We start from the raw sequence: 23,989 nt of genomic DNA, 5'->3' as shown, positions 1-23,989 counted from the left end.
GCATTTTTTCCAAGGAGACCTGTCCCATGAAACTTCGCACTTTCCTCACTTCCGCCGTCGCCGCTGCTGCGGCCCTTGCCTTCGGCACACCCGCGCTGGCGCAGAACTACAAGAGCGAATACCGCATGTCGCTGGTACTGGGCACCGCCTTCCCGTGGGGCAAGGGCGGCGAGATCTGGGCACAGAAGGTCAAGGAGAAAACCCAGGGCCGCATCAACATCAAGCTCTACCCGGGCGTGTCGCTGATCCAGGGCGACCAGACGCGTGAGTTTTCCGCGCTGCGCCAGGGCGTGATCGACATGGCCGTGGGCTCCACCATCAACTGGTCGCCCCAGGTGAAGGCGCTGAACCTGTTCTCGCTGCCCTTCCTGTTCCCCGACTACGCGGCTGTCGATGCGGTCACGCAGGGCGAAGTCGGCAAGAGCATCTTCCAGACGCTGGAAAAGGCCGGCGTGGTGCCACTGGCCTGGGGTGAGAACGGCTACCGCGAGATCAGCAACTCCAAGCACGCCATCAAGAGCCCCGCCGACCTCAAGGGTCTGAAGATCCGCGTGGTGGGCTCGCCCCTGTTCCTCGACACCTTCACCGCGCTGGGCGCCAACCCCACGCAGATGAGCTGGGCCGACGCGCAGCCCGCCATGGCCAGCGGCGCCGTGGATGGCCAGGAGAATCCCATCGCCGTGTACCAGGCCGCCAAGCTGCACACCGTGGCACAGAAGCACGTGACCATGTGGGGCTACATGAACGACCCGCTGATCTTCGTGGTGAACAAGGACGTGTGGAACAGCTGGACGCCCGCCGACCGCGAGGCGGTGCGCCAGGCCGCCATCGAGGCCGGCAAGGAAGAAATTGCCATCGCGCGCAAGGGCATGGTCGAGGCCGACAAGCCCCTGCTCAAGGACATCGCCGCGAATGGCGTGACCGTGACGCAGCTGAGCCCCGCCGAGCGCGACGCCTTCGTGAAGGCCACGCGCCCCGTGTTCGAGAAGTGGAAGGGCCAGATCGGCGCCGATTTGGTAAGCGCAGCCGAGAAGGCGATTGCGGCGCGCAAGCAGTAATGGCGCAGTAATGGGGCGCCTTGCCCCATAGCGCAGGCTCTGCCAGCGCTATCAAATCAAAAGCGGCTAGCGCCCTAACCACGGGCGCTAGCCGCTTTTTTACGCCTCACGCATCAGGGAACGGGATGCTTGACGGCGTTCTTGGCCAGCTTGCGCCGCACGGCAACTTCCAGGTCCACGCCCGCGTAGTCCGCCAGCTGCAGCAGGTACAGCAGCACATCGGCCATCTCGTCGCCCACCCGCTCGTGGGCGGTGGCGTCCTGGGTGAAGGTGCGCGACTGCTCCGGCGTGAGCCACTGGAACAGCTCCTGCAGCTCGGCCGCCTCCACCATCAGCGCCATGGCCAGGTTCTTGGGCGTGTGAAAGGGCTGCCAGTCACGCGCGGCGGCGAAGGCGCGCAGTTCACGCTGCAGGGCGGCGATATCCATGCTCAACGCTCCGTGCTTTCATTTTGATAGCTGCTTGCGCTTGCCACATAAGCGCTACAGCCCATTTTGACCATCATTCTTCTGCAACGCCCACATGCGCGCGTAGTGCCCGCCGTGGGCCAGCAGCTGCGCGTGCGTGCCACGCTCGACGATACGGCCGGCCTCCATGACCAGGATTTCGTGCGCGTCCACCACGGTGGACAGGCGGTGGGCGATCACCAGGGTCGTCTTGTTCTGCGCGGCGCTGGCCAGCTCGGCCTGGATGGCACGCTCGTTGGCAGAGTCCAGGGCGCTGGTGGCCTCGTCGAAGATCAGGATGGGTGGGTTCTTGAGCAGCGTGCGCGCGATCGCCACGCGCTGCTTCTCGCCACCGCTGAGCTTCAGCCCGCGCTCGCCCACCATGGTGTCGTAGCCCTTGGGCTGGGCTGCGATGAAGGCATGGATGTGCGCAGCGCGCGCTGCCTGCTCGACCTCGGCCTGGCTGGCGCCGGTGCGGCCGTAGGCGATGTTGTAGGCCACGGTGTCGTTGAACAGCACCGTGTCCTGCGGCACGATGCCGATGGCGCGGCGCAGGCTGTCCTGCGTGACCGCCCGGATGTCCTGCCCCGCGATGGTGATGCGCCCGCCCTGCAGGTCATAGAAACGGTACAGCAGGCGGCTCAGGGTGCTCTTGCCTGCGCCCGAGGGGCCGACCACGGCAACCGTCTTGCCGGCGGGAATCGTGAAGCTCACCCCCTGCAATACGGGCCGTGCGGGGTCGTAGGCGAAGTGCACATCCTCGAAACGCACGGTGGGCGTGTGCAGGTCCGTCAGCGGCTGGGCGCCGGGCGCATCGGCCACCTCCTGCTCCCTGTCCATCAGCGTGAACATCTTGTCCAGGTCGGTCAGGTTCTGCCGGATCTCGCGGTAGATCACGCCCAGGAAGTTCAGCGGGATGTAGATCTGGATCATGAAGGCGTTGACCATGACCAGGTCGCCCAGCGTCATGCGCCCCGCGGCCACGCCCTCGGTGGCGCGCCACAGCATGGCCACCAGCCCCACGGCGATGATGAGCTGCTGCCCGCTGTTGAGCAGCCCCAGGGTGCTGCGGCTCTTGAGCTGGGCCTGCCGCAATTGCTCCAGGCTTTCGTCGTAGCGGCGCGCCTCGAACTGCTCGTTGTTGAAGTACTTGACGGTCTCGTAGTTCAGCAGCGAATCGATGGCCTTGCTGTGCGCGGCCGAGTCGAACTGGTTCGCCTGGCGCCGGAACTGGATGCGCCACTGCGTCACGCCCACGGTGAAGGCGACGTACAGCACCAGCGCGGTGAGCGTGATGACGGCAAACCAGACGTCGAACTGGCGCGCCAGGATGAACAGCACCAGCAGTACCTCGACCAGCGTGGCGGCCAGGTTGAACAGCGCGAACGACACCAGCGACTCGATGCCGCGCACGCCGCGCTCGATGTCGCGCGTCATGCCGCCGGTCTGGCGCTCCAGGTGAAAGCGCAGGGACAGCGCATGCAGGTGCTCGAAGGTCTTGAGCGCGATGGCGCGCGCCGCGCCATGCGTGGCCTTGGCGAACACCAGCTCGCGCAACTCGTTGAACACCGCGTTGGCCAGGCGCAGCGCCCCGTAGGCCAGCAGCAGCCCCACGGGCACCACCAGCAGCGCCGTGGTGCTGCCGGCGGGCAGCGTCATGGCATCGACGAGCCTCTTGAGCAGTAGCGGCACCCCCACGTTGGCCAGCTTGGCGCCGACCATGAAGGCCATGGCCGCGACCACGCGCCATTTGTACTGCCACAGATAGGGCAGCAGGCGCTGCAGGGTGGCCCGGTCGGAACGAACGCGTGGGCTGTCGGAGGCGATGGCTTCGCCGTAGCGGCGCATGATGGACAATCCGTGGAGTCAAGCAAAACCAAAGATTGTGCCCATGTCCCAGGATCGCCCCGCCTCCCACAGCCAGTTGCCCGCCGACAAGGAACTGGTACTCAAGGTGATACCCATGCCCGCCGACACCAACGGCAATGGCGACATCTTCGGCGGCTGGGTCATGGCGCAGGTGGATCTGGCCGGCTCCGTGCTGCCCGCGCGGTACATCCGCGGCCGCATGGCCACGGTGGCGGTGAACGAATTCATCTTCAAGCAGCCCGTGCGCGTGGGCGACCTGCTGTCGTTCTTTGCCGAAGTCACGCGCATCGGCAACACCTCCATGACCGTGCAGGTGGAGGTCTATGCCGAGCACATCCGCACCCAGGGCAGCTACGTGAAGGTGACCGAGGCGTCGCTGACCTATGTGGCCATCGACGAGAACGGCCGCCCGCGCCCCATTCGGAAGCCGGGCGACGAAAGCGTCGCGCCGTAAAAAAAACGGGAGCGCCTCACGGCCTCCCGCTGGCGGCGATGGGTGTGCCGGCGTCAGGCCGCGGCCAGCGCGGCCGAGGATGCGGCAGACGACGAACCCGAGGCCGCGCTCATGCGCGCGCCACCACCCAGGCCCACCTCGATCTCGCCGGAGAGCTGGCCACCCTCTTCGATCACCACCTTGCCGTAGCGGATCTTGCCGCTCACCTTGCCGGTGCTGAAGATCACCAGCTTCTGGCGCACGGTGAGCGTGCCGTCGAACTCGCCGTGGATTTCGGCAATGTCGATCTCGGCGGAGCCGCGGAACGCGCCCTGCTCGGTGATCTGGATCACGCGCGAATCCATGGTGGCCTCCACCGTGCCTTCCACGACGAGGGTGTCGCAATCGGTGATCTCCACACCCTTGAGCTTGATGTTGGGGCCCACGGTCAGCTTGCTGCCGCTGCCCTCGGCCGTGGCGCTGGAGGCGGTGGACACAGCGGCTCTGGTTGCGGGAGCGGCGGTTGGGGTGCTTGCGGTGGTGGTGGTGCCGCCCAGCGCTGACGAAGGCTGGCGGGATTGGAAAGTGTCGGGTTCGCGTTTGCCAAAGAAGGGGTTTTGCACGGCCATCGGATCGGATCTCCTAGAAAAGACCCGCAGATGCTAGGAGTTGCCACAGATCAAAACCGCCCCTGTTACGCAAGAACGGTAACCAAACCGTTCGATGGTTGCATGCACTTGCAGGGCTTGCAGCAGCACACAGCGCGTATCCCCCAAACGGCGCGTGCCCGGCGCGGCCGTCTTCGCACGGTCGCGCTAAGAGACGATGTACGCCGCGGCTCCCGCGGACATCAGCTCGCCCTGCGGGCCGAGGAACTCCATGCGCGTGGTGGCCACGCGCGAGCCCAGGCGCAGCACCTCGGCCCGCAGCTCGAAGTGGCTGCCGATGCCGGGGCGCAGATAGTCGATGCGCAGGTCGATGGTGCCCAGCTTGGCAAAGCGGTGCAGGCGGTCCATGGGCGCCTCGTCCATGTGCTTGGCGCCGATGGCCGCCATCACCGCCAGACCGCCCATGGCATCCAGCCCCGCGCTGATGACGCCGCCGTGCAGCCGGTTGTAGGCAAAGTGCCCCACCAGATCGGGACGCATGTCGATGCGCGCAGCGACGGCCGCGGGCTCCAGGCGCGTGATCTTCAGGCCCAGCAAGTGGTTGAAGGGAATCTTCTCTTCAAAGATCTGGCGCAGGCCGGCGATGAACTCGGGCTCGAAGCCCACTGGCAGGCTGGCAGGTTTGCTCATGGAATTTTTGCTCTCTTATCAGGAGCTGTTAGCGCTTATTGGACAAGCGCTAGAGCCATTTTTCATTCAAATGCACGGCCACCCTGTCCAGCACGCACGACCCCGGCGCTGGGCGAACGCGCCATGCCGGCGTCGCCCTGCCCCGCCCCGTTCGGTGGCGGGGCGGATGTCAGCAGGCGCTGAAATCCGGGCGGCGTTTGTCCATGAACGCGGTGAAGGCCTCGCGGGCGGCGGGCTCGCGCAGCATGCGGCCAAAGCTCTGGCCCTCCTCGGCCATGCGCTCCAGCACGGCGGCGGTCTGGCTCTTCTTGAGCAGGCGCTTGGTCTCGATCAGGGCCGACAGCGGCTTGGCCGCGAGCTTGCGCGCCTGGGCCTGGGTCACCATGTTGCATTCGGTCGGCGGCACCACACGGTTGACGAAGCCGACTTCCAACGCCGCCTCGGCCATGAAGGGCTCGCCCAGCAGCAGCGCCTCGGCCGCGCGGTGGTAGCCCAGCATCTGCGGCGCGAACAGGCTGGAGGCGGCCTCGGGGCACAGCCCCAGGTTCACGAAGGGCATCGAGAACGCCGCATTGTCCCCCGCGTACACCAGGTCGCAGTGGAACAGCAGGGTCGTGCCGATGCCCACTGCCGGGCCGCACACCGCAGCCAGCACGGGCTTGGGAAAGGTGGCGATGGCGCGCAGGAAGCGGAACACGGGCGCGTCCTGCGTGGCGGGCGGCTGCTGCAGGAAGTCGCCGATGTCGTTGCCCGCACTGAAGATGGCCACGTCGCCCTGCAGCACGACCACGCGCACCGAAGCGTCCTGCGCCGCGGCCTCGAACGCATCCGCCAGCTGCGCGTACATGGCCGTGGTGATGGAATTTTTCTTCTCCACGCGGTTGAAGGTGATGGTGGTCACGCCCTCTTCGGCGTGGACCAGGATGTCTGCTTTCGTTGTACTCATGGGTGTTGCTCCGGGGTCATTCCTTGTAATAAACGATCTGGTGGCTGGTGGCCAGCATGGCGCCGGCCTCATTCCACAGCTGCACGGTCTGGTCGAAAAAGCCGTTGCGAAACTCCTGCGCGCGCGCCTGGCCCAGCAGGTAGCCCGTGCCGGTCTGCGCCAGCAGGTCCGCGCCCGCATGGAAGTACACGGTGATGGACACGGTGCCCGCGGGCACCTGGCGCGCGCGGCGCAGCCACACGCGAGGGAAGAACACATCGGCCAGCGCCGCCAGCGCGCAGAAGTCCAGCGCCCGCGCGGGCGCGTCGCGCATCCACAGCTGCGACAGGCTGGTGTCGCCGCTGTCGTCCCACTGTTCGGGCAGCGCGCCGGTCACCGGGCGCATCTCGTAGCGCTGCAGCCATTCCGAGCGGAACGCCGGCTGCACGGGTTTGCACTGCGCCGGCGCGGGGACCTGCGGCATGGGCGTGTCGGCGGCACCCCAAGTCTCGCGCCGCGCGGCCGTGACCACGGTGGCCGTGGTGGTGACCACGGGCGCTCCGTCCGCCCCCGCCTGCAGGATCGACAGCGTCCAGTGCTGGGTGGAGCGGTTGGTGCGCACCGGTGTGGCCTGCAGCGTGAACGGCCCCTCGGCCAGCGCGCCCGCGTAGTTCACCGTGAGCGACAGGGGCTCGCCCAGGCGGTCGGGGTGCTGCATCACGGCCTGCAGCAGCGTGGCCGCGGTGATGCCACCAAACGGCCCGACCATGTTCCAGTAAGCCGGCGAGGTGTGGCCGGTGTACTGCCCGGCCCCTTCGGAATGGCTGGACGAGAGCGCCAGCGCCGCGTCCAGGGGATGAATGCTGTGGTGCGTAGTCATGGGTGCGAGTGTGCCGTGAATCGGCTCAGCCTGCGGTGCCCTGCGGCTGCGCCTGGGCCAACGCCTCCAGCTGCTGCAAGGCGCGGGGCCACAGCGTGTCGCGGAACTGTTCGCGGAAAAATCCAAAGTGCCCGATGCGCCGCGCCTGCGCCTCGTGCGGCGCGATGCGCTCCACGCTGCACGGCGCGTTCGCATACAGCGCCAACAGGCTTTGCGTGCCGCGCCAGGTCATGAGCTCATCGTCCTGCATGGACCAGGCGTGTACCGGAAAGCGCACCGCCGCGTAGCTGCGCTGGGCGGATTCTCCCTCCGCCCCCACGCTGTAGCGCGGGTGCAGGCACCAGCGGCGCCACTGCAGCATCACCCCCGCGGGCAGGTCGCCCACGGCGCGCAGGCGCCGCCCGGGGAAGTAGCCGCACAGCCGCACCGACAACGGCACCAGCACATGCCAGAACGCAGGCATGGCGCGGCGGATGCGGGGTGCGTTGTCGCGCCAGTAGCCGCTGCCCGCGGCGACGCTCAGCAGGCCGCTCACGCGCGCATGCTCGCGCAGCAGCCCGGGCAGCTGCGCGCCCAGGCTGTGCCCCAGCAGCAGCAGCGGCTGGCCAGGCAGTGCCTGGACTGCATGGGCGATCACCGCGTCGTAGTCGCGCGCCCAGTCGAACAGGTTGGCCCGCACCTCGCGCATGCCACCGTTCAGCGACTCGCCCTGCCCCCGGTAGTCGAAGGTGGTGACCCGCAGGCCCTGCTGCGCCAGCCAGGCGGCGAACGGCCCATAGAAGGCCTGGCGCACGCCCATGGCGCCGCCAATGACGACGCTGGCGCGCGCGGGGCCGGGCCGCGGCGCGTACACGCGCAGCGCCAGCGGCACTGCGCCATCGACCATCAGGGTTTCACTCTGCATGGCTTGTCTCCATGAAGGCGGCCGGTCTGCGCCGGCTCGGCTGCAATCCCCGCGCGCTGCCGCGCGGCAGTGGCGCTTACTTACACGCGCTCGAAGATACCCGCCGCGCCCTGGCCCATGCCCACGCACATGGTGACCATGCCGTACTTGAGCTGCTTGCGGCGCAGCGCATGCACCACGGTGGCCGAGCGGATGGCGCCCGTCGCGCCCAGCGGGTGGCCCAGCGCGATGGCGCCGCCCATGGGGTTGACCTTGGCCGTGTCCAGCCCCAGCGTGTTGATGACGGCCAGCGACTGGGCGGCGAAGGCTTCGTTGAGCTCGTACCAGCCGATGTCGTCCTGCTTCAGACCGGCATAGCGCAGCGCGGCGGGAATGGCCTCGATCGGGCCGATGCCCATGATGGACGGCGGCACGCCCTTGCTGGCGAAGCTGACGAAGCGCGCCAGCGGCGTGAGGCCGAAGCGCTTGACGGCGGATTCGCTGGCCAGGATCAGCGCGCCGGCGCCGTCGCTGGTCTGCGAGCTGTTGCCGGCCGTGACCGTGCCGCGCGCGGCAAACACGGTGCGCAGCTTGGCCAGGCCTTCCAGGCTGGTGTCGGGGCGGGCGCCCTCGTCCAGGCTCACGGTGCGGGTGCTGGCAATGACTTCGCCCGTCTCCAGGTGGGCCGTGCGGTCGGTCACCTCGATGGGCGTGATCTCGTCGGCAAACTCGCCGGCCTGCTGCGCGGCGATGGCGCGGCGGTGCGACTCCAGCGCGAAGGCGTCCTGCGCCTCGCGGCTCACCTTCCACTGCTGGGCCACCTTCTCGGCGGTGAGGCCCATGCCGTAGGCGATGCCCACGTCGCCGTCACGCTCGAAGATGCTGGGCGACAGGCTGGGCGCGTTGCCCATCATGGGCACCATGCTCATGCTCTCCACGCCGGCGGCGATCATCACCTCGGCCTCGCCCACGCGGATGCGGTCGGCCGCCATGGCCACGGCCGACAGGCCCGAAGCGCAGAAGCGGTTCACCGTGATGCCGCCCACGCTGGTGGGCAGGCCCGCCAGCACGGCGCCGATGCGCGCCACGTTCAGGCCCTGCTGCGCCTCGGGGATGGCGCAGCCGCAGATGATGTCCTCGATCGAGGCGGGGTCCAGCCCCGGCACCTGGGCCAGCGCGCTCTTGAGCGTGGTGGCCAGCAGGTCGTCCGGGCGGTAGTTGCGGAAAAAGCCCTTGTGCGAACGGCCGATGGGCGTGCGCGTGGCGGCAACGATGTAGGCGTCTTGGATCTGTTTCATGGTTTCTCTCCTCGGGCGGCCTCAGTTACGCACCGGCTTGCCAGTGTTGAGCATGCCCAGGATGCGCTCCTGGGTCTTGGGGTGCTCGATCAGGGCGCAGAACGCCTTGCGCTCCAGCGCCATCAGGTATTCCTCGCTCACCAGCGTGCCGGCGTCCACGTCGCCGCCGCACACCACTTCGGCGATCAGCGTGGCGATGTGCTGGTCATGCTCGCTGATGAAGCCGCCGTCGCGCATGTTCACCAGCGAGCCGCGGATGGTGGCGATGCCGCTGCGCCCGGCCACGGGGAACAGGCGCTTCATCGGCGCGCGCCAGCCGCTGGCGGCCATGGCCTTGGCTTCGTTGATGGCGACGAACAGCACCTCGTCCTTGTGCGGCACGATGAGGTCGCTGTCGAGCAGGTAGCCGAGCTTCTTCGACTCAAGGGCGCTGGTGCCTACCTTGGCCATGGCCGCGGCGGTGAAGCCTTCGGTCAGGAAGGGCAAAAGGTCCTTGCCGGTGCTGGCGGCGGCGTTCTCGGCCGCGCGGCGGGCGATGTAGGTCAGGCCGCCGGCGCCGGGCACCAGGCCCACGCCCACTTCCACCAGGCCGATGTAGCTTTCCATGTGGGCCACGCGGCGTGCGCTGTGCACGGCCAGCTCGCAGCCGCCGCCCAGCGCCATGCCATGGATGGCCGAGACCACCGGCACCTGGGCGTAGCGCAGGCGCAGCATCAGGTTCTGCAGCTCATGCTCCACGCCCTCGATGGCGGCAATGCCGGCCACCACGTAGGCAGGCATGGTGGCCTGCAGGTCGGCGCCCACGCTGAACGGCGCGTCGCCCGACCAGATGACCATGCCGTCGTACTCGCGCTCGGCCAGGTCCACGGCCTCCATCAGGCCTTCCATCACGTCGGGGCTGATCGCGTGCATCTTGCTCTGGATGGAGGCGATCAATACCTTGCCATCGAGCGTCCAGGTGCGCAGCGCATCGGTCTCGCTGATGGTGGTGCCGGCCTTGCGCCAGTCGGGCAGGTTGTCCTCGCCCAGCAGTTTCTCGGGGAAGTACTGGCGCTCGTACACCGGCAACTGGCGGCGCGGCACGAACTTGCCTTGGCGCGCGCTCCACGAACCCTGCGCCGTGTGCACGCCGCCGGCATCCGCCACCGGGCCCTTGAACACCCACTCGGGCAGCGGCGCCTTGGACAGTGCCTTGCCCGCGTCAATGTCCTCCTGGACCATCCTGGCCACCTCCAGCCAGCCCGCCTCCTGCCACAGCTCGAACGGCCCCTGGCTCATGCCGAAGCCCCAGCGCATGGCCTGGTCCACGTCGCGCGCGGTGTCGGCAATCGTGGCCAGATGCACCGCAGCGTAGTGGAAGCTGTTGCGCAGGATGGCCCACAGGAACCGGCCCTGCGCGCCCTCGGCGTTGCGCAGCAGCTTCAGGCGCTCGGCGGCGGGCTTCTTGAGCATGCGGCCGTACACCTCGTCGGCCTTGGCGCCAGCGGGCACATATTCCTCGCTCTCCAGCTCGAAGCGCAGGATGTCGCGCCCCACCTTCTTGTAGAAGCCCGCCTTGGCCTTCTGGCCCAGGTTGCCCAGCTCGATCAGCTTTTGCAGCACGGCGGGCGTGCCGAAGCTGCCGTAGAACGGGTCGGTCTGCTCGTTCAGGTTGTCCTGCAGCGTCTTGATGACGTGGGCCATGGTGTCCAGGCCCACCACGTCGGCGGTGCGGAAGGTGCCGCTGGAGGCGCGGCCCAGCTTCTTGCCGGTGAGGTCGTCCACCACGTCGAAGGTCAGGCCGAAGTTCTCCACCTCCTTCATCGTGGAGAGCATGCCGGCGATGCCCACGCGGTTAGCGATGAAGTTGGGGGTGTCGTGCGCTCGCACCACGCCCTTGCCCAGGCCGCTGGTGACGAAGGCTTCGAGCTGGTCGAGCACCTCTGGGCGGGTGGTGGGTGTGTTGATCAGCTCCACCAGCACCATGTAGCGCGGCGGGTTGAAGAAGTGGATGCCGCAAAAGCGCGGCTTGATGGCGTCGGGCAGCGCCTCGGACAGTTGGGTGATCGACAGGCCCGAGGTGTTGGACGCCACGATGGCGTGCGGCGCGACGTGCGGCGCGATCTTCTTGTACAGATCGAGCTTCCAGTCCATGCGCTCGGCGATGGCCTCGATGACGAGGTCGCACTCGCCCAGCAGCGCCATGTTCTCCTCGTAGTTCGCCTGCTGGATCAGCGCGGCGTCGTCCGCCACGCCCAGGGGCGAGGGCTTAAGCTTCTTGAGGTTCTCCACGGCCTTGGTGACGATGCCGTTCTTCGGACCTTCCTTGGCGGGGAGATCGAACAGCACCACCGGCACCTTCACATTGACGAGGTGGGCCGCGATCTGCGCGCCCATCACGCCCGCGCCGAGCACGGCGACTTTCTTCACTTGGAATCGGGACATTTGCTTGTTCCTTGGATGGTGGGATACGCACGGGGCCGCGCGCCAGGCCCCGCGCCACGCGGGCGGGCCGGCTGCGGCGCCGTGGCGCTCACTGCTTTGCTTACTGCACGCGCTGCCAGGTCTGGGTGCGCCAGAACGGGCCCAGGAAGCCGCGCACCTCCAGCCGCTTGCCGCCCTCGATGGGGGTCAGGCTGGCGCGGTACTCCTTACCGTTTTCGGGGTCGAGGATCTTGCCGCCCTCCCAGACCTCTTTGTCATCGGCCTTCTTGACGCCGCGGATGATCTCCAGACCCGCGATCGCCTTGCCCTTGCGGTCGTCCTTGCATTCGGTGCAGGTGGCGGCCGGGTCGGCGTCCTTCTTGAGGGACTTCTCGATGCGGCCGTTCAGCACGCCGCTGGTTTCGGCAATACGGATCTCGGCCTTGGCCTCGCCCGTCTTGTCGTCCACGCTGCGCCACAGGCCCACGGGGGACATCTGGGCCCATGCAGGGGCCGCGATTGCTGCAAAAATAATAGCTGCTAGCGCTTGTCTCATAAGGCCTCCAGTGCAATAACGTTCAAAATTGGCAATGCGTGCAGTCGCTGCCTCAGGCCAGGGCGGCGTCGGTGTCCATGAGCACCTTGCTGCCGGCGCGGGCGGTGCGCATCAGCGTGTGGACTTCAGGGAACAGCTTGGCGAAGTAAAAACGCGCCGTCTGCAGCTTGGCCTGGTAGAACGGGTCGGTGTTGCCGGCGGCAATCTCGCGCAGCGCCACCTGGGCCATGCGGGCGAACATATAGCCGAACACCAGGTGGCCGGCCACGCGCAGGTAGTCCACGGCGGCGGCGCCCACCTCATCGGGGTTCTGGAAGCCGCGGAAGCCGATCTCGGTGGTGAACTTGGTCATCTGGTCGCCCAGGTAAGCGATGGGGTTGATGAACTCGGCCATCTTCTCGTTCACGCCTTCTTCGGCCACCAGCTGCCCGACCAACTTGCCGAACTTCTTCAGCGTGGCGCCGTTGTTGCCCAGCACCTTGCGGCCCAGCAGATCCAGCGACTGCACGGTGTTCGTGCCTTCGTAGATCATGTTGATGCGGTTGTCGCGCACGAACTGCTCCATGCCCCATTCCTTGATGAAGCCGTGGCCGCCGAAGACCTGCATGCAGGCGTTGGTGGCAATGTGCCCGTTGTCGGTGATGAAGGCCTTGACGATGGGAGTCAGCAGCGCCACCAGCTCGTCGCTGTCCTTGCGCACCTTCTCGTCGGGGTGGCTGTGGGCCTTGTCCAGCAGCAGCGTGCAGAAAATCTGCAGCGCGCGCGCGCCCTCGGCGTAGGCCTTGGCGGTGAGCAGCATCTTGCGCACGTCGGGGTGCACGATGATGGGATCGGCCTCCTTGTCCTTGGCCTTGGTGCCCGACAGGCTGCGCATCTGGATGCGGTCCTTGGCGTAGGCCAGCGCGTTCTGGAAGGCCACTTCGGTCAGGCCCAGCGACTGGTTGCCCACGCCCAGGCGGGCGGCATTCATCATCACGAACATCGCGGCCAGGCCCTTGTTGGGCTCGCCCACCAGGGTGCCGATGGCGCCGTCGATGGCAATCTGCGCCGTGGCGTTGCCGTGGATGCCCATCTTGTGCTCCAGGCCCGTGCAGTAGATGGGGTTGCGCTCGCCCAGCGAGCCGTCGGCGTTCACCTTGAACTTGGGCACCACGAACAGGCTGATGCCCTTGCTGCCCTTGGGCGCGTCGGGCAAGCGGGCCAGCACCAGATGCACGATGTTGGAGGTGAAGTTGTGCTCGCCGGCGCTGATGAAGATCTTGTTGCCGGTGATCTTGTAGGTGCCATCGGCCTGGGGCTCGGCCTTGGTGCGCAGCAGGCCCAGGTCGGTGCCGCAGTGCGGCTCGGTCAGGCACATGGTGCCGGTCCACTCGCCGCTGGTGAGCTTGGGCAGGTAGAGCTGCTTCTGCTCCTGCGTGCCGTGGGCGTGCAGTGCCTCGTAGGCGCCATGCGACAGCCCAGGGTACATGGTCCAGGCCTGGTTGGCGCTGTTGAGCATCTCGTACAGGCACTGGTTCATCACGAAGGGCAGGCCCTGGCCGCCATAGGCGGTGTCGCACGACAGCGCCGCCCAGCCACCTTCCACGTACTGCGCATAGGCTTCCTTGAAGCCCTTGGGCGTGGTCACCTCGTGCGTCTGCTGGTTCAGCGTGCAGCCCTCGGTGTCGCCGCTGATGTTCAGCGGGAACGCCACGCCGGCGGCGAACTTGCCGGCTTCTTCCAGCACGGCGTTGATCGTGTCGGCATCCACTTCAGCATGCGCGGGCATGGCCTTGAATTCGTCGGTGACCTTGAAGACTTCATGCAGGACGAATTGCATGTCGCGCAGCGGAGGCGTGTAAGTAGGCATGTGGAGACTCCTGGGAAGAAGGAAGGGTGGAAAAGAAGAAAAACCGAAATACGGGTGGCAGGGCTCAACCGCGGTGGCCGGGCAGCGCGCTGTAGCGCGCCAGGATGTTGTCAAAGCCCGTGTTGGCCCGGTCGATGGAACCGGGGGTGTGCAGGAAGCGCGCCTCGTAGTGCAGCGCCAGGATCAGGCCGTGGATCTCGAACAGCATCTGGTCCTCGCTGACGTCGTCGCGGATCTCGCCGCATTCCTTGCACTGCTGGATGGCGCGCCTCATCGCGGCCTGCCAGGTCATCACCGAGTTGGCCAGCGCATCGCGCACCGGGCCGGTGCGATCGTCGAACTCCACCGCGCCGCTGATGTAGATGCAGCCGGAGTCGATCTCGATGGAGGTGCGCTTCATCCAGTTGGCAAACAGCGCGCGCAGGCGCGGCACGCCGCGAGGGGCCTGCATCGCGGGGTAGAACACTTCCTGCTCGAATCGCGTGTGGTACTCGCGGATCACCGAGATCTGCAGCTCCTCACGCGAACCGAAGTGCGCGAACACGCCTGACTTGCTCATGCCCGTCACGTCGGCCAGCGCACCGATGGACAACCCCTCCAGGCCGATGTGCGTAGCCAGGCCCAGGGCGGCATCGATGATGACGGCCTTGGTGTGTTGCCCCTTGTGCAGCGCCCGGCCCTCGCGGCGTGGCGCGCGAACCGTCTTGGTGGGGGAAGGAGAAAGAGACATGAAGCAAAATAAAACGAACGATCGTTCTATTTTGCATAAAACACGCAGGTAACGCCAGTATTTCCTGGCGCGCAGAACGCGCTTCGGGGTAAACCCCTAAGTGGATGATTTATCGAGCCCCACCATCGCGGGGGACCGTGTCAAGGGCGAAATGCTTACCGCGCCTTTCGCGGGTGGTCATGCCATCACGCTTGCCTGCGCCGGCGTTACAGCCACAGTGCCAGAGTGGCGTCCAGGTGTTCCGTCGGCATGCGGCGAAAGCCCGTGCGTGCGTAGCGCTGCAGGCGTCCGCGGATCAGGTCGGACAGTGCGGCCGCCCGCACCTGTGTCTGCACCGTGGGTGTCGCCGAGCCGTCCGCGTCGGCCACGGGCCGTAGGCACTGGCGCAGCGTGGCCTCCACCTTGTCGAAGAACAGGTTCATGCGCTGCTGCAGGCGCTCGTTTTCGAAAACCAGCGCATCCCCCACCATCACGCGCACCATGCCGGGGTTGCGCTCGCCGAACTGCAGCACCATGGCAGTGATGCGCGCCGCGCGCTGCGCGCCCTCAGACTCGCCACCGCGCTCCATGATCTGGTGCACGAGGGTAAAGACGCTCTGCTCGATGAAATCGATGAGCCCCTCGAACATCTGTGCCTTGCTGGCAAAGTGGCGGTACAGCGCCGCCTCGCTCACCTGCAGGCGCGCCGCAAGCGCTGCCGTGGTGATGCGCTCGGCCCCGGGCTGCTCCAGCATGGCCGCCAGGGTCTGCAGGATCTGCTCACGCCGCTCGCCCGGCCGCGGCCGGCGGCGCGCGGCGGGCGCGTCGTCGGTGGAGGCTGGCGCGTCAATAGCAGGCGTGAATTCAGTCATGGGGCATGGATCGGGGGAGAGCAACAAGTGTGTGCAATTGATTCTCGCACACCACGACTCCAGCGGCGTGACGGCTGCTCGCTGTTGCTGCAACCCTTGGAATTGCTTCCAAAAATAGCTGCTAACGCTTGCTGGACAAGCGCTGCAGCCATTTTTGACTCCAATACACCCAGGCCGTGCCCGAAAAGAGCCTAGTGACTCCGGATCATGGTGCCGTAGGCCTGGTCGGTCAGAATTTCCAACAACATCGAATGCGGTACGCGGCCATCAATGATGTGCACGGCATTCACGCCAGCCTTTGCCGCATCCAACGCCCCGCTGATCTTGGGCAGCATGCCGCCGGAGATGGTGCCATCAGCGAACAATGCATCAATTTCGCGCGCCGTCAGGTCAGTGAGCAGCTTGCCTTCCTTGTCCAGCACACCGGGGGTGTTGGTGAGCAGTACCAGTTTCTCCGCCTGCAGCACCGTCGCTAATTTACTCGCCACCACGTCGGCGTTGATGTTGTAGCTTTCGTTTTCCTCGCCAAACCCGATCGGGCTGATGACGGGAATGAAGGCATCGTCCTGCAGCGCCTTGACCACGCTCGGGTCGATCGCCACGATGTCACCGACCTGCCCCACGTCATGTTCGACGCTCGGGTCCTTGTTGTCCACCATCTTGAGTTTCTTGGCGCGGATCATGCCGCCATCGCGCCCCGTGAGGCCCACAGCCTTGCCGCCCGCTTGGTGAATCAGGCCCACGATGTCCTGCTGCACCTCGCCAGCCAGCACCCATTCCACGACTTCCATGGTTTCGGCATCGGTCACGCGCATGCCCTGGATGAACTCGCCCTTCTTGCCCAGACGGTTCAGGGCTTGCTCGATCTGCGGGCCTCCGCCGTGCACCACCACCGGGTTCATGCCTACCAGCTTGAGCAGCACCACGTCTTCCGCAAAGTCGGCCTGCAGGGCCGGGTCGGTCATGGCGTTTCCGCCATATTTGATGACCATGGTCTTGCCATGGAACTTGCGGATGTACGGCAGCGCCTGGGCCAGGATTTCAGCCTTGTCGCGCGGCGCAATGGAGAGAAGATCGGTCATGGCAAAAAAATAGGGGGGTGGCGAACGGGGGAGATGCGGCGCCGATTGTGCCGCACACGCCAACGTCACTGCAGCCAGCTGGGCAGCTTGAAGCGAACGATGGCCATATAGGCGATGGCGTAAAGCACCACAAAGAGCGCGCAACACAGCATCAGCACCAGCGTATTGCTCCAAAACAGTACGGCGGGCACCACGGTCAACAGCGTAAACGCCCACAGGTAAGGCGAGGTGCGGTTGTTGCGCATGAGCATGTCGCGCGCCTCGTCATCGTCATCGAAGACCCCCCTCACGATGCGCCGGTAGATCAGCTGGTGGAAATGCAAGGCATCCGCCACGCCCGGTGAAACTCCCCGCGCCCACTTGCGGTACATGGAGAATACCGTCTCCCACACCGGGTAAATCAGCAGCAGCATTGGAAACCAAGGCGACACTTGCGGATGACGCTGTACCAGGGCAATACTGGCAAAGGCAATCACCACGCCCCATAGGTACGCCCCACCATCGCCCGCAAAGATCAGGCCACGGGGGTAGTTCCAGATCAAAAAACCGGCCGTCGCTGCGGCAGTGGACACCAACAAGGCAGCCAGTGCCCTATCACCCACCTGCAGCGCCACATGAGTCAGAGCCAGACAAATGATAATAGCCACCATGGCCGCCAAGCCGTTGTAGCCGTCAATAATGTTGAAGGCATGGGGCAAGCCGGTGATCGCCAGCACAGCTAATACTAGCCCTATCCATGGCATGGAGACCATCCAGTCATCCACCCAGAACAACCCCAGCCGCGGAACAGACAGGCCCACCCAGGCAACGGCAAGCAGGGCAGTAGACATAGTTAGGAACAGGCGGTAGCGCACGGACAAGCGCTGTGTCAGATCCTCGGCGACCCCACCCACCACGGCGGGCAACAGCGCGACGCACCACAACCCCACCCAGTCCCCCATGCGGAGAATGGCTGGATCGCCCAAAAATAGGGACGAAACCATTCCCAAGAGCCAACTGATCAAAATTCCGCACAACAGACCGATGCCGCCCAAGCGGGGAATCTCTCCAACGTGGAATTTCTGGGGCGACTGTTCGTCATAGAAAAAATTGCGTCGCCGCGCCCAGCGCAGCACCAGCAGCGACACTAGGGCCGCGGAAAAAAAGGCAACAACAGCAAGCCAGAGCATGAGGGAATTCTTAGCGCAACAAATGGCGCATTTTCCTGTACCGCCGGTATGCGGGCGACGCCCACAACCGCAACATGCTGGAAATATGCCAGCGCAAATGATTCAATTTTCTGTGGCTGGCACGGCTGCCCGCATGCACCACCGTGCAATCCGCCTTTTGCAGGCGATAACCGGCCAACTGGATCCGCAGGCACAGGTCCACGTCTTCGCAGTACATGTGGTACGACTCGTCAAAGCCACCCACAGACTCCCACACGGACCGCGGCAGAACCATGCAGGCCGCATTGACCCAGTCCACGCTCGTCTCGTGCCGCCCCCAGGCGCGGCGGCGCCACAATGCCCAGGGCGTAGGCAACTCGCGCTCGCTGTCTTGCAGACAGCCCTGCGCATCGAACTGCACGGGGTAAGAGCAGCCCACACCCGGTGTGGCGGCCGCCTGCACCAGCGCGGCAAAAGGGTCGCCCCCTGTCAGTTCCACATCGGGGTTCAGCACGCACACAAAAGGCTCGGCCGCGCCAGCCAACGCCCGGTTATGGTTGGCGCCAAAGCCGGATGGATGGATATTATTGTTTATTTGCAACACAAAAGGCCAGCCACCATCCGGCGGCAGTGGTTCGGTTTCGGGCAGGTTCAGGGTCAGCACCACGCGCGAAACACTGGCTGCACTCATACGCGCTAGATCCCACAACAACCCCTGCACAAATGCCCCATGCCCATGGCTTACGATGGAAACGGCCAAATTACCGGGGAAACACGATCGAAAAGAAGAAACATTTTGCGACGGAGAAGAAGCTTTCATCAGACGGTATTCTCCCCCCGAGAGCCGGTTTCGGAATTCGGAACACGCTGCAAAGTGGATCAGCTGCTCGGTTGGGCGAGGATAGAGCCCGTGATCAGAAGCAGACAGATGAGCAGAAGACCCGTCGCAACCACTCAGCGGCCTTCAAGGCCAAGGTGGCCTTGGACGCTGTCAAGGGCGACAAGAGGATTGCAGATGCGGCGCAGAAGCACGGCGTGCATCCCAACCAAGTGACCGAGGGGCATCGCCAGTTGTTCGATCCGCGCTGCCGACGTGTTTGGTGCCGGTGGCGCCCCTTCCAAGCCCCCGCGGCGGACCTGAAGGACTTGCACGCCAAGACCGGTCGGCAGGCGTTGGAGATCGATTTTTTAGCCGGCGCGCTCAATAAGGCCGACTTGCTGAGCGCAAAGCGATGATCGACCGTGCACTTGCTCAGCAAATCAAGCGGCAGGCGATCAGAGCCGGCTCCTGTGTGTTCAAACAACCGGAGCCGGCTCTGGTTTTCGATCATCCATCGTGAGTAAGCAAGGCAAAGGATATGCAAGACACCACGGTTCATATATTAATGGCGACCTACCAAGGCGCGCGGTATCTACCAAAGCAATTGGCCTCGATCGAGGCACAACAGGGAGTGGTCTGGAAACTATGGGTGAGCGACGATGGTTCGACGGATAGCACGCTGGATCTATTGCATGCGTTCGCACAGGCGCATCCAGGCCATGTGCACCTGCTGAAAGGCCCAGGCTTGGGTGCGGCACGCCACTTTGGCACTCTGATCCACGCGGTGCAGGGCCTGGGCACGGGGGATTTGGTGGCGTTTTGCGATCAAGATGACGTGTGGTTGCCGGGCAAGCTCGCTCGGGCGGCGCACTGGCATGCGGCGAGGGCGATGCCTGGCAGGCCTTGCCTGTACATGGCGCGCACAGTAGTGACCGACGAGGCCCTTCATCCCCTGTACCTTTCGCGCAGGCCGCGCCGGCTGGGTCTGGGCAATGCTCTGGTGGAAAACGCTGCGAGCGGCAACACCATGGTGCTGAACGCCGCGCTGTTGCAAGCGGTACGACGCATACGGCCAGAGCACATGGTGCTGCATGACTGGAGCACGTACTTGGCGGCAACTGCGTGCGGAGGAGAGTTGACGTATGACGAGCGACCCTGTCTGTTATACCGGCAACACGGGGGCAACGTAGTGGGTGCGCGCCCTGGTTGGAAACGAAGAATAAAGCGGCTTTGGGAACTGGGAAAGGGCAATTACCGGGAATGGGGACAGGCAACGGAAGGTGCCCTGGCAGATCTTGAGCCACTGCTAGCGACCGCAGGCGTGAGCGCCGCAGCAAGCTATCGAAAAGTGCGCCATGGCGCATCGGTGTTAGAGCGGCTACGACAAGCTCGCCGCGCAGGACTTAGGCGTCAGCGAAGACTGGCACAAGCCGGGCTTCTGGGTGCAGTGGCACTGGGGTTGCTCTAAGGCCTGCTACACAGGCTCAAGCGACGGTAGAGCGATTCGTAGAAGAAGGCCTCTTCCTCCACACGCAAGGGCAACGGAAGCATGCGTTGCCAGGCGCAGAGTTGCGTTGGCGAGCGCACCACATCTGTCATCGCTGACGCCCAAGCATCGACATCATCCACAGGCAAAACACGCCCGCCTCCCACTTTGCGCACACGCTCCGCAGGCGCGCCCAGGTCCGACACCAAGGCTGGAACTCCCGCAACTGCGGCCTCGCTCACCGACAGGGAAAACGTCTCTGGCACACGCGACGGCAGGCACAACACGTCAAACAACGCCAGTTCATGAGGAACAGCGTCAGGATGCACTTGTCCAACTAGTTCGACTCGCTCGTCCGCCTCGGCCAGCTTTCGAATTTCCTGGTGGTATCCGGTATCGCCATAGAAGCCCCCAACCACTCGCAGCCTCAGTCCCGAGCCTGAAACTCGCCGGAAGGCCTTGAGCAGCGTGTCAAGCCCTTTCGCTTTCACAATAGATCCAAGGTAACCGAAAGTGATAGCTGACTCCCCCCCCCCAGGAGTTACGGGCACCTTCACGTCTGGTTTGAAAGCAAGAAGATCAATGCCATGAGGCACAACGCGGAAATCGAGACCAGGAAACGAGCTTTGCAGCTGCTTGCCAACATATTCGGAGGGAACGACGCGCTCGCCAGCTGCAGTGAGAAAAGACAAGGCCTGTTCATATCGAACACGAAAGCTTTTCTCGGTCCACGGCGAAGTCATGCAGTCCCGCACGCACCTGGCTCCCCCCTCCGGTCCAGAACACAGCTTCGACTGGAGGTTGACTAGATTGAATCGAAAACAGGCAGTGAAGAAATCTGTCAGCGTGATCACGTAGGGTAAGCCGACTTGCTGCGCCGCCAAGATGGCCGAGGCCATCCGCATTGAGTGCAGCACATGGGCGATATCAAACTGCGATTGCCGCATCCAGGCGGCCAACGTCGTCACAGCGAGAGAACTCACTTCAAAAGAGAAATCCCCCGTCGCCGGGAGAGCCGACCGCGGCAGCAGAAAAACCGGCACGCCGTGGTGAACATACTCCCTGGCCCCCCGCAAAGCCGGCGACGGCCGCCCCAGCTCCAAGTTGGAGTTCACGTTGCATGCCAAGACCTGGACATGGTGCCCCGCACGCTGTGCGCTTCGAGCCAGATTGAGCGTGACCCGCTCAGTTCCGCCCGCAAACTCGGGATAAAACTGATGCAGCACAAACAGAATTCGCATCAGACCCCCGCCTTCAATTCATCGAAAATACGCTTGGTCATGTCCGAAGGTAGGCCCTCACGTCGCACCTCGCTTAAGTACATAAATGCCAATGAGGATCCCACAGTCGCCGCAAAGGTCTTCAGAACGGCTGCCGAAATTTCCTCCTGCAGCGCGGCATCCAGTGGCCCATAGACCTGAGACACAAATGACTTGAAGTGATCCAATCGGGCCAGGAACGCATCCAGGAATCGCTGCGATTCTGCGCGAACCGCCTTATCATTCTGCTCCCCTAAGGGGAGCGCGAAACGCGACCTCAGACTCGCGAGATAGGCATCCAGCCTTGCATCTCCCGTCGGGAGCGCAATCTCCGACCGGACTTCCTTAAAGCGTCCTCGCCAGTCGTCAATTAGATGTGCCAGATCCTCGCCCACCGTCTGTACGCTGTCGGGAGCGCCACGCGCCGCCAACCATTCGCCAAGATACGAAGCAACCGAAAAAATCCCCCACAGCAACCCCGTTGAAGAATCCACCTCTGGAAACTGGAAGTCATCAAACATCCCCACCAAGAAGATGACGTCAACAAACGAGCGTTTAAGGTAGTAATAGGCAGGACGATTATGTGAATGGATCACCTTCACTGACGCGAGCATGGCGACCCGGTAGCCATCCCGAATCAGCCGAATACCTAGATCCAGATCTTCCGCATAATCACCACGATACCGATAACGCGAAAACACCTCCCGCGAGATGAGGCACGACACATCACTTAACTGCCCCTGCGAACGCAAGGCCATATGGTCGTCACCACGGAAGGAACCGATCCGGTCGTAGTTCTGGCAGCCCAGGAACTGATAATGGGTATGCACCATGGAGTCATACATCAGGTCGCTGTCCGATCGGCAATACTCGGCACACGAGGCGGCAACAAGCTTCTCGCCAGCATAGTCCAAGAGGTAGCGAACCATGCCATATATCCAATGATCACCAATCGGATAGGCATCCTGGACCATGAACAGAAAGTAGTCACCACTCGCCGCATCGGCACCCCGATTTCTGGCATAGCTATGCGAAAAATCGGTTGTCGGTATCTCAACAACCACGCAACCCATTGATCGCGCCACTCCTACGGTGCCGTCGGTAGAACCCGAGTCCACAATGACGATTTCGACCGATTGGATTGCTTGTTGCGATTGCAGCTTCCTCAGCAGTAAGACAAACTCATCTCCCGCATTCAACGTCGGGATAATTACGGAGACCTTGGTCTCAATGGATTGGATTTCCCCACCCAAATCAGGATGGAGTCGAATACTTCGAAAATCAGGCGGAACGTTCCCGAATTGATTTTCGACAAACAGCATCGGGCCGCCGGTGATTACTCCGATCTTTCCTTTGAAGTTTCGAATGTAATAGGGAACTCGCCGAATAAAACCACGCAATCCATGTTGACGGACTTGCGCGCTAGCAACGGCATACCCATTGCGAAAAAAGCGCACAGTTGGTCTATGGGCCCATTCATGCACCCAATGAACTATCGCCCGCAAGCCCGAGGTCATCCGCCATGACCTTGAACTCAAAAGTTGCTCAATTTGCAACTGCGCCTGTGCTAAATCAGCACTCCTCTCTTTCAGGGCATCGCTTTTCTCCTTCAGGGCATCGCTTTGTCCTTTCATATCTTCCCCGAGACGATGTATTTGTGCCTCACGGTCCGAGATTGCCGCATAAAGAGCCAAGGCCTTCACGTTTTGCTCCGCAATGGCTTCTTCTAACTTAGCGTTATGCTCCTTGTGAGCCGAGATTTCAAACTTGGTCTCGAAGCGCCCACCCAGCAACGCAAAGAACCGGATCGCCCCCTCCCGCAATTCAGCGCTTCCCCCACGATCGGTCAGGGCCATCAGTTCCGATGGCTGATCCTTCCCCACCAACAGGACGCCAAGCCCGTTGCAATGAGGGAAGCTGATGCTCGGATACTGCTGACGAAGCTCTGCCCAGAGTCGGTGAACGCCGAAATCGTCGCGCACGACACAAGTGTCGTGCAGTAACACGACGCCCCGTACCGACATCTTGGGCAGCCAGTTCTCGAAGTCATGTCGCACGGCGTCATAGGTGTGCAAACCGTCGATATGAAGAAGGTCAATGCTTGCATCGGCAAACGCGCTTCGCGCATCATCGAATGTCATGCGCATCAAAGTCGAGAATTGGCCATAGCGTGGGTCGTGAAACTGCGTCAACTCCTCATAGACACTCTCGTCGTATTGACCCGCCTGCACATCCCCTTGCCACGTGTCCACTGCATAGGCCTTGGTGGCCAGCCCGCTTTCAGCGATTGCCTGGCAAAACGTACAGTAAGAATTGCCTGTGTGCGTCCCCAGCTCGACCAAGACTTGCGGTGCCATCAAGCGGACAAGCCAAGCCGCGAATGGAATGTGCCCCACCCAGGGCGGCGGGGCAACCAAACGACTTGGTTCAATCAAGGCCACTAAATCGGATTTAGATAACACAGCAATTTTTTACAATTAAAGAGTTTCCCAAACCATGTCGCCATTGCGCCCCTGGGCACATTCGCCCAGCAGTTGTCAAATATGGCACATTACTACCCCTGCGGAGACAAGTGAGCATCGCTATCAGTAAAGTGCCGAAACGCCACCATCGACACACGCAGAAACGAAGCGGGCATATACGCCCGCCCCGTCACCCCATCGGCGTATCACCTGGGCAGTACTGTCGTCCAGGGCGATTCTGAGCAGCATATAT

General features: G+C 63.9%; 22 protein-coding genes. 4 read left to right on the top strand and 18 right to left on the bottom strand.

What is annotated here, in order from left to right; translation table 11 throughout:
* Window positions 1–26 precede the first annotated feature (26 nt).
* Window positions 27–1,058 (top strand): DctP family TRAP transporter solute-binding subunit, encoded by a 1,032-nt coding sequence (locus tag PCQ86_RS03825; protein ID WP_270174906.1) that lies wholly within the window; start codon window positions 27–29, stop codon window positions 1,056–1,058.
* A gap of 113 nt (window positions 1,059–1,171) precedes the next feature.
* Here PCQ86_RS03825 and PCQ86_RS03820 read toward each other — a convergent pair whose 3' ends face one another.
* Both PCQ86_RS03820 and PCQ86_RS03815 read right to left on the bottom strand, forming a co-directional pair.
* Window positions 1,172–1,486, bottom strand: a complete 315-nt coding sequence (locus PCQ86_RS03820; RefSeq protein ID WP_220638490.1) for a nucleotide pyrophosphohydrolase — start codon at window positions 1,484–1,486, stop codon at window positions 1,172–1,174.
* Between the two features lie 54 nt (window positions 1,487–1,540).
* The gene (locus tag PCQ86_RS03815; RefSeq protein ID WP_196996017.1) at window positions 1,541–3,352 is read right to left on the bottom strand and encodes an ABCB family ABC transporter ATP-binding protein/permease; all 1,812 of its coding nucleotides are present in this window, start codon (window positions 3,350–3,352) and stop codon (window positions 1,541–1,543) included.
* A 43-nt stretch (window positions 3,353–3,395) separates the two neighbouring features.
* Here PCQ86_RS03815 and PCQ86_RS03810 point away from each other — a divergent pair, with 43 nt between their 5' ends.
* Window positions 3,396–3,827: an acyl-CoA thioesterase gene (locus PCQ86_RS03810; RefSeq protein WP_135148808.1), complete on the top strand. Its 432-nt coding sequence runs from the start codon at window positions 3,396–3,398 to the stop codon at window positions 3,825–3,827.
* A gap of 53 nt (window positions 3,828–3,880) precedes the next feature.
* Here PCQ86_RS03810 and PCQ86_RS03805 read toward each other — a convergent pair whose 3' ends face one another.
* The 14 genes from PCQ86_RS03805 to PCQ86_RS03740 form a co-directional block, all read right to left on the bottom strand.
* A complete protein-coding gene (locus PCQ86_RS03805) occupies window positions 3,881–4,435 on the bottom strand; it encodes a bactofilin family protein (protein ID WP_011804054.1) in 555 nt (184 codons plus the stop codon).
* 186 nt (window positions 4,436–4,621) lie between these two features.
* Entirely contained in the window at window positions 4,622–5,104 is a 483-nt protein-coding gene (locus PCQ86_RS03800) for a thioesterase family protein (RefSeq protein WP_011804053.1), read from the bottom strand.
* 169 nt (window positions 5,105–5,273) lie between these two features.
* Window positions 5,274–6,050 (bottom strand): enoyl-CoA hydratase, encoded by a 777-nt coding sequence (locus PCQ86_RS03795; protein ID WP_103738627.1) that lies wholly within the window; start codon window positions 6,048–6,050, stop codon window positions 5,274–5,276.
* Window positions 6,051–6,066: 16 nt separating this feature from the next.
* Complete coding sequence (locus PCQ86_RS03790) at window positions 6,067–6,909, bottom strand: acyl-CoA thioesterase (protein WP_011804051.1); 843 nt, start codon at window positions 6,907–6,909, stop codon at window positions 6,067–6,069.
* A gap of 25 nt (window positions 6,910–6,934) precedes the next feature.
* The gene (locus tag PCQ86_RS03785) at window positions 6,935–7,813 is read right to left on the bottom strand and encodes an alpha/beta hydrolase family protein (RefSeq protein WP_270174905.1); all 879 of its coding nucleotides are present in this window, start codon (window positions 7,811–7,813) and stop codon (window positions 6,935–6,937) included.
* Between the two features lie 80 nt (window positions 7,814–7,893).
* On the bottom strand, window positions 7,894–9,090 hold the full coding sequence (locus tag PCQ86_RS03780) for an acetyl-CoA C-acyltransferase (RefSeq protein WP_196996020.1): 1,197 nt from the start codon (window positions 9,088–9,090) through the stop codon (window positions 7,894–7,896).
* Window positions 9,091–9,111: 21 nt separating this feature from the next.
* Window positions 9,112–11,514, bottom strand: a complete 2,403-nt coding sequence (locus tag PCQ86_RS03775) for a 3-hydroxyacyl-CoA dehydrogenase/enoyl-CoA hydratase family protein (protein WP_270174904.1) — start codon at window positions 11,512–11,514, stop codon at window positions 9,112–9,114.
* Window positions 11,515–11,614: 100 nt separating this feature from the next.
* Window positions 11,615–12,049 carry a DUF2147 domain-containing protein gene (locus PCQ86_RS03770; protein WP_270174903.1) on the bottom strand — a complete coding sequence of 145 codons (435 nt, stop codon included), beginning with the start codon at window positions 12,047–12,049 and terminating at the stop codon, window positions 11,615–11,617.
* 52 nt (window positions 12,050–12,101) lie between these two features.
* Window positions 12,102–13,898, bottom strand: coding sequence for an acyl-CoA dehydrogenase C-terminal domain-containing protein (locus tag PCQ86_RS03765; protein ID WP_270174902.1), 1,797 nt, complete (start codon window positions 13,896–13,898; stop codon window positions 12,102–12,104).
* Between the two features lie 64 nt (window positions 13,899–13,962).
* A complete protein-coding gene (locus PCQ86_RS03760; protein ID WP_270174901.1) occupies window positions 13,963–14,628 on the bottom strand; it encodes a TetR/AcrR family transcriptional regulator in 666 nt (221 codons plus the stop codon).
* A 206-nt stretch (window positions 14,629–14,834) separates the two neighbouring features.
* Window positions 14,835–15,479, bottom strand: a complete 645-nt coding sequence (slmA, locus tag PCQ86_RS03755; RefSeq protein WP_270174900.1) for a nucleoid occlusion factor SlmA — start codon at window positions 15,477–15,479, stop codon at window positions 14,835–14,837.
* 191 nt (window positions 15,480–15,670) lie between these two features.
* Window positions 15,671–16,561: an acetylglutamate kinase gene (argB, locus tag PCQ86_RS03750; RefSeq protein WP_011804042.1), complete on the bottom strand. Its 891-nt coding sequence runs from the start codon at window positions 16,559–16,561 to the stop codon at window positions 15,671–15,673.
* A gap of 65 nt (window positions 16,562–16,626) precedes the next feature.
* Window positions 16,627–17,730: a glycosyltransferase family 4 protein gene (locus PCQ86_RS03745; protein ID WP_270174899.1), complete on the bottom strand. Its 1,104-nt coding sequence runs from the start codon at window positions 17,728–17,730 to the stop codon at window positions 16,627–16,629.
* Window positions 17,731–17,740: 10 nt separating this feature from the next.
* Complete coding sequence (locus tag PCQ86_RS03740) at window positions 17,741–18,400, bottom strand: glycosyltransferase (protein WP_270174898.1); 660 nt, start codon at window positions 18,398–18,400, stop codon at window positions 17,741–17,743.
* 32 nt (window positions 18,401–18,432) lie between these two features.
* Here PCQ86_RS03740 and PCQ86_RS03735 point away from each other — a divergent pair, with 32 nt between their 5' ends.
* A complete protein-coding gene (locus PCQ86_RS03735; protein WP_270174897.1) occupies window positions 18,433–18,945 on the top strand; it encodes a hypothetical protein in 513 nt (170 codons plus the stop codon).
* Between the two features lie 122 nt (window positions 18,946–19,067).
* The gene (locus PCQ86_RS03730; protein ID WP_270174896.1) at window positions 19,068–19,997 is read left to right on the top strand and encodes a glycosyltransferase family 2 protein; all 930 of its coding nucleotides are present in this window, start codon (window positions 19,068–19,070) and stop codon (window positions 19,995–19,997) included.
* Here PCQ86_RS03730 and PCQ86_RS03725 read toward each other — a convergent pair.
* Window positions 19,994–21,256 (bottom strand): glycosyltransferase, encoded by a 1,263-nt coding sequence (locus tag PCQ86_RS03725; protein ID WP_270174895.1) that lies wholly within the window; start codon window positions 21,254–21,256, stop codon window positions 19,994–19,996. The genes PCQ86_RS03730 and PCQ86_RS03725 overlap by 4 nt on opposite strands.
* Window positions 21,256–23,736, bottom strand: a complete 2,481-nt coding sequence (locus PCQ86_RS03720) for a class I SAM-dependent methyltransferase (RefSeq protein WP_270174894.1) — start codon at window positions 23,734–23,736, stop codon at window positions 21,256–21,258. Before PCQ86_RS03720 ends, PCQ86_RS03725 begins: the two co-directional genes overlap by 1 nt.
* Window positions 23,737–23,989 lie beyond the last annotated feature (253 nt).

It is taken from the genome of Diaphorobacter sp. ED-3 (assembly GCF_027625375.1).
Classification (GTDB): domain Bacteria; phylum Pseudomonadota; class Gammaproteobacteria; order Burkholderiales; family Burkholderiaceae_C; genus Diaphorobacter; species Diaphorobacter nitroreducens.
This window is presented reverse-complemented; position numbering and strand designations above follow the sequence as displayed.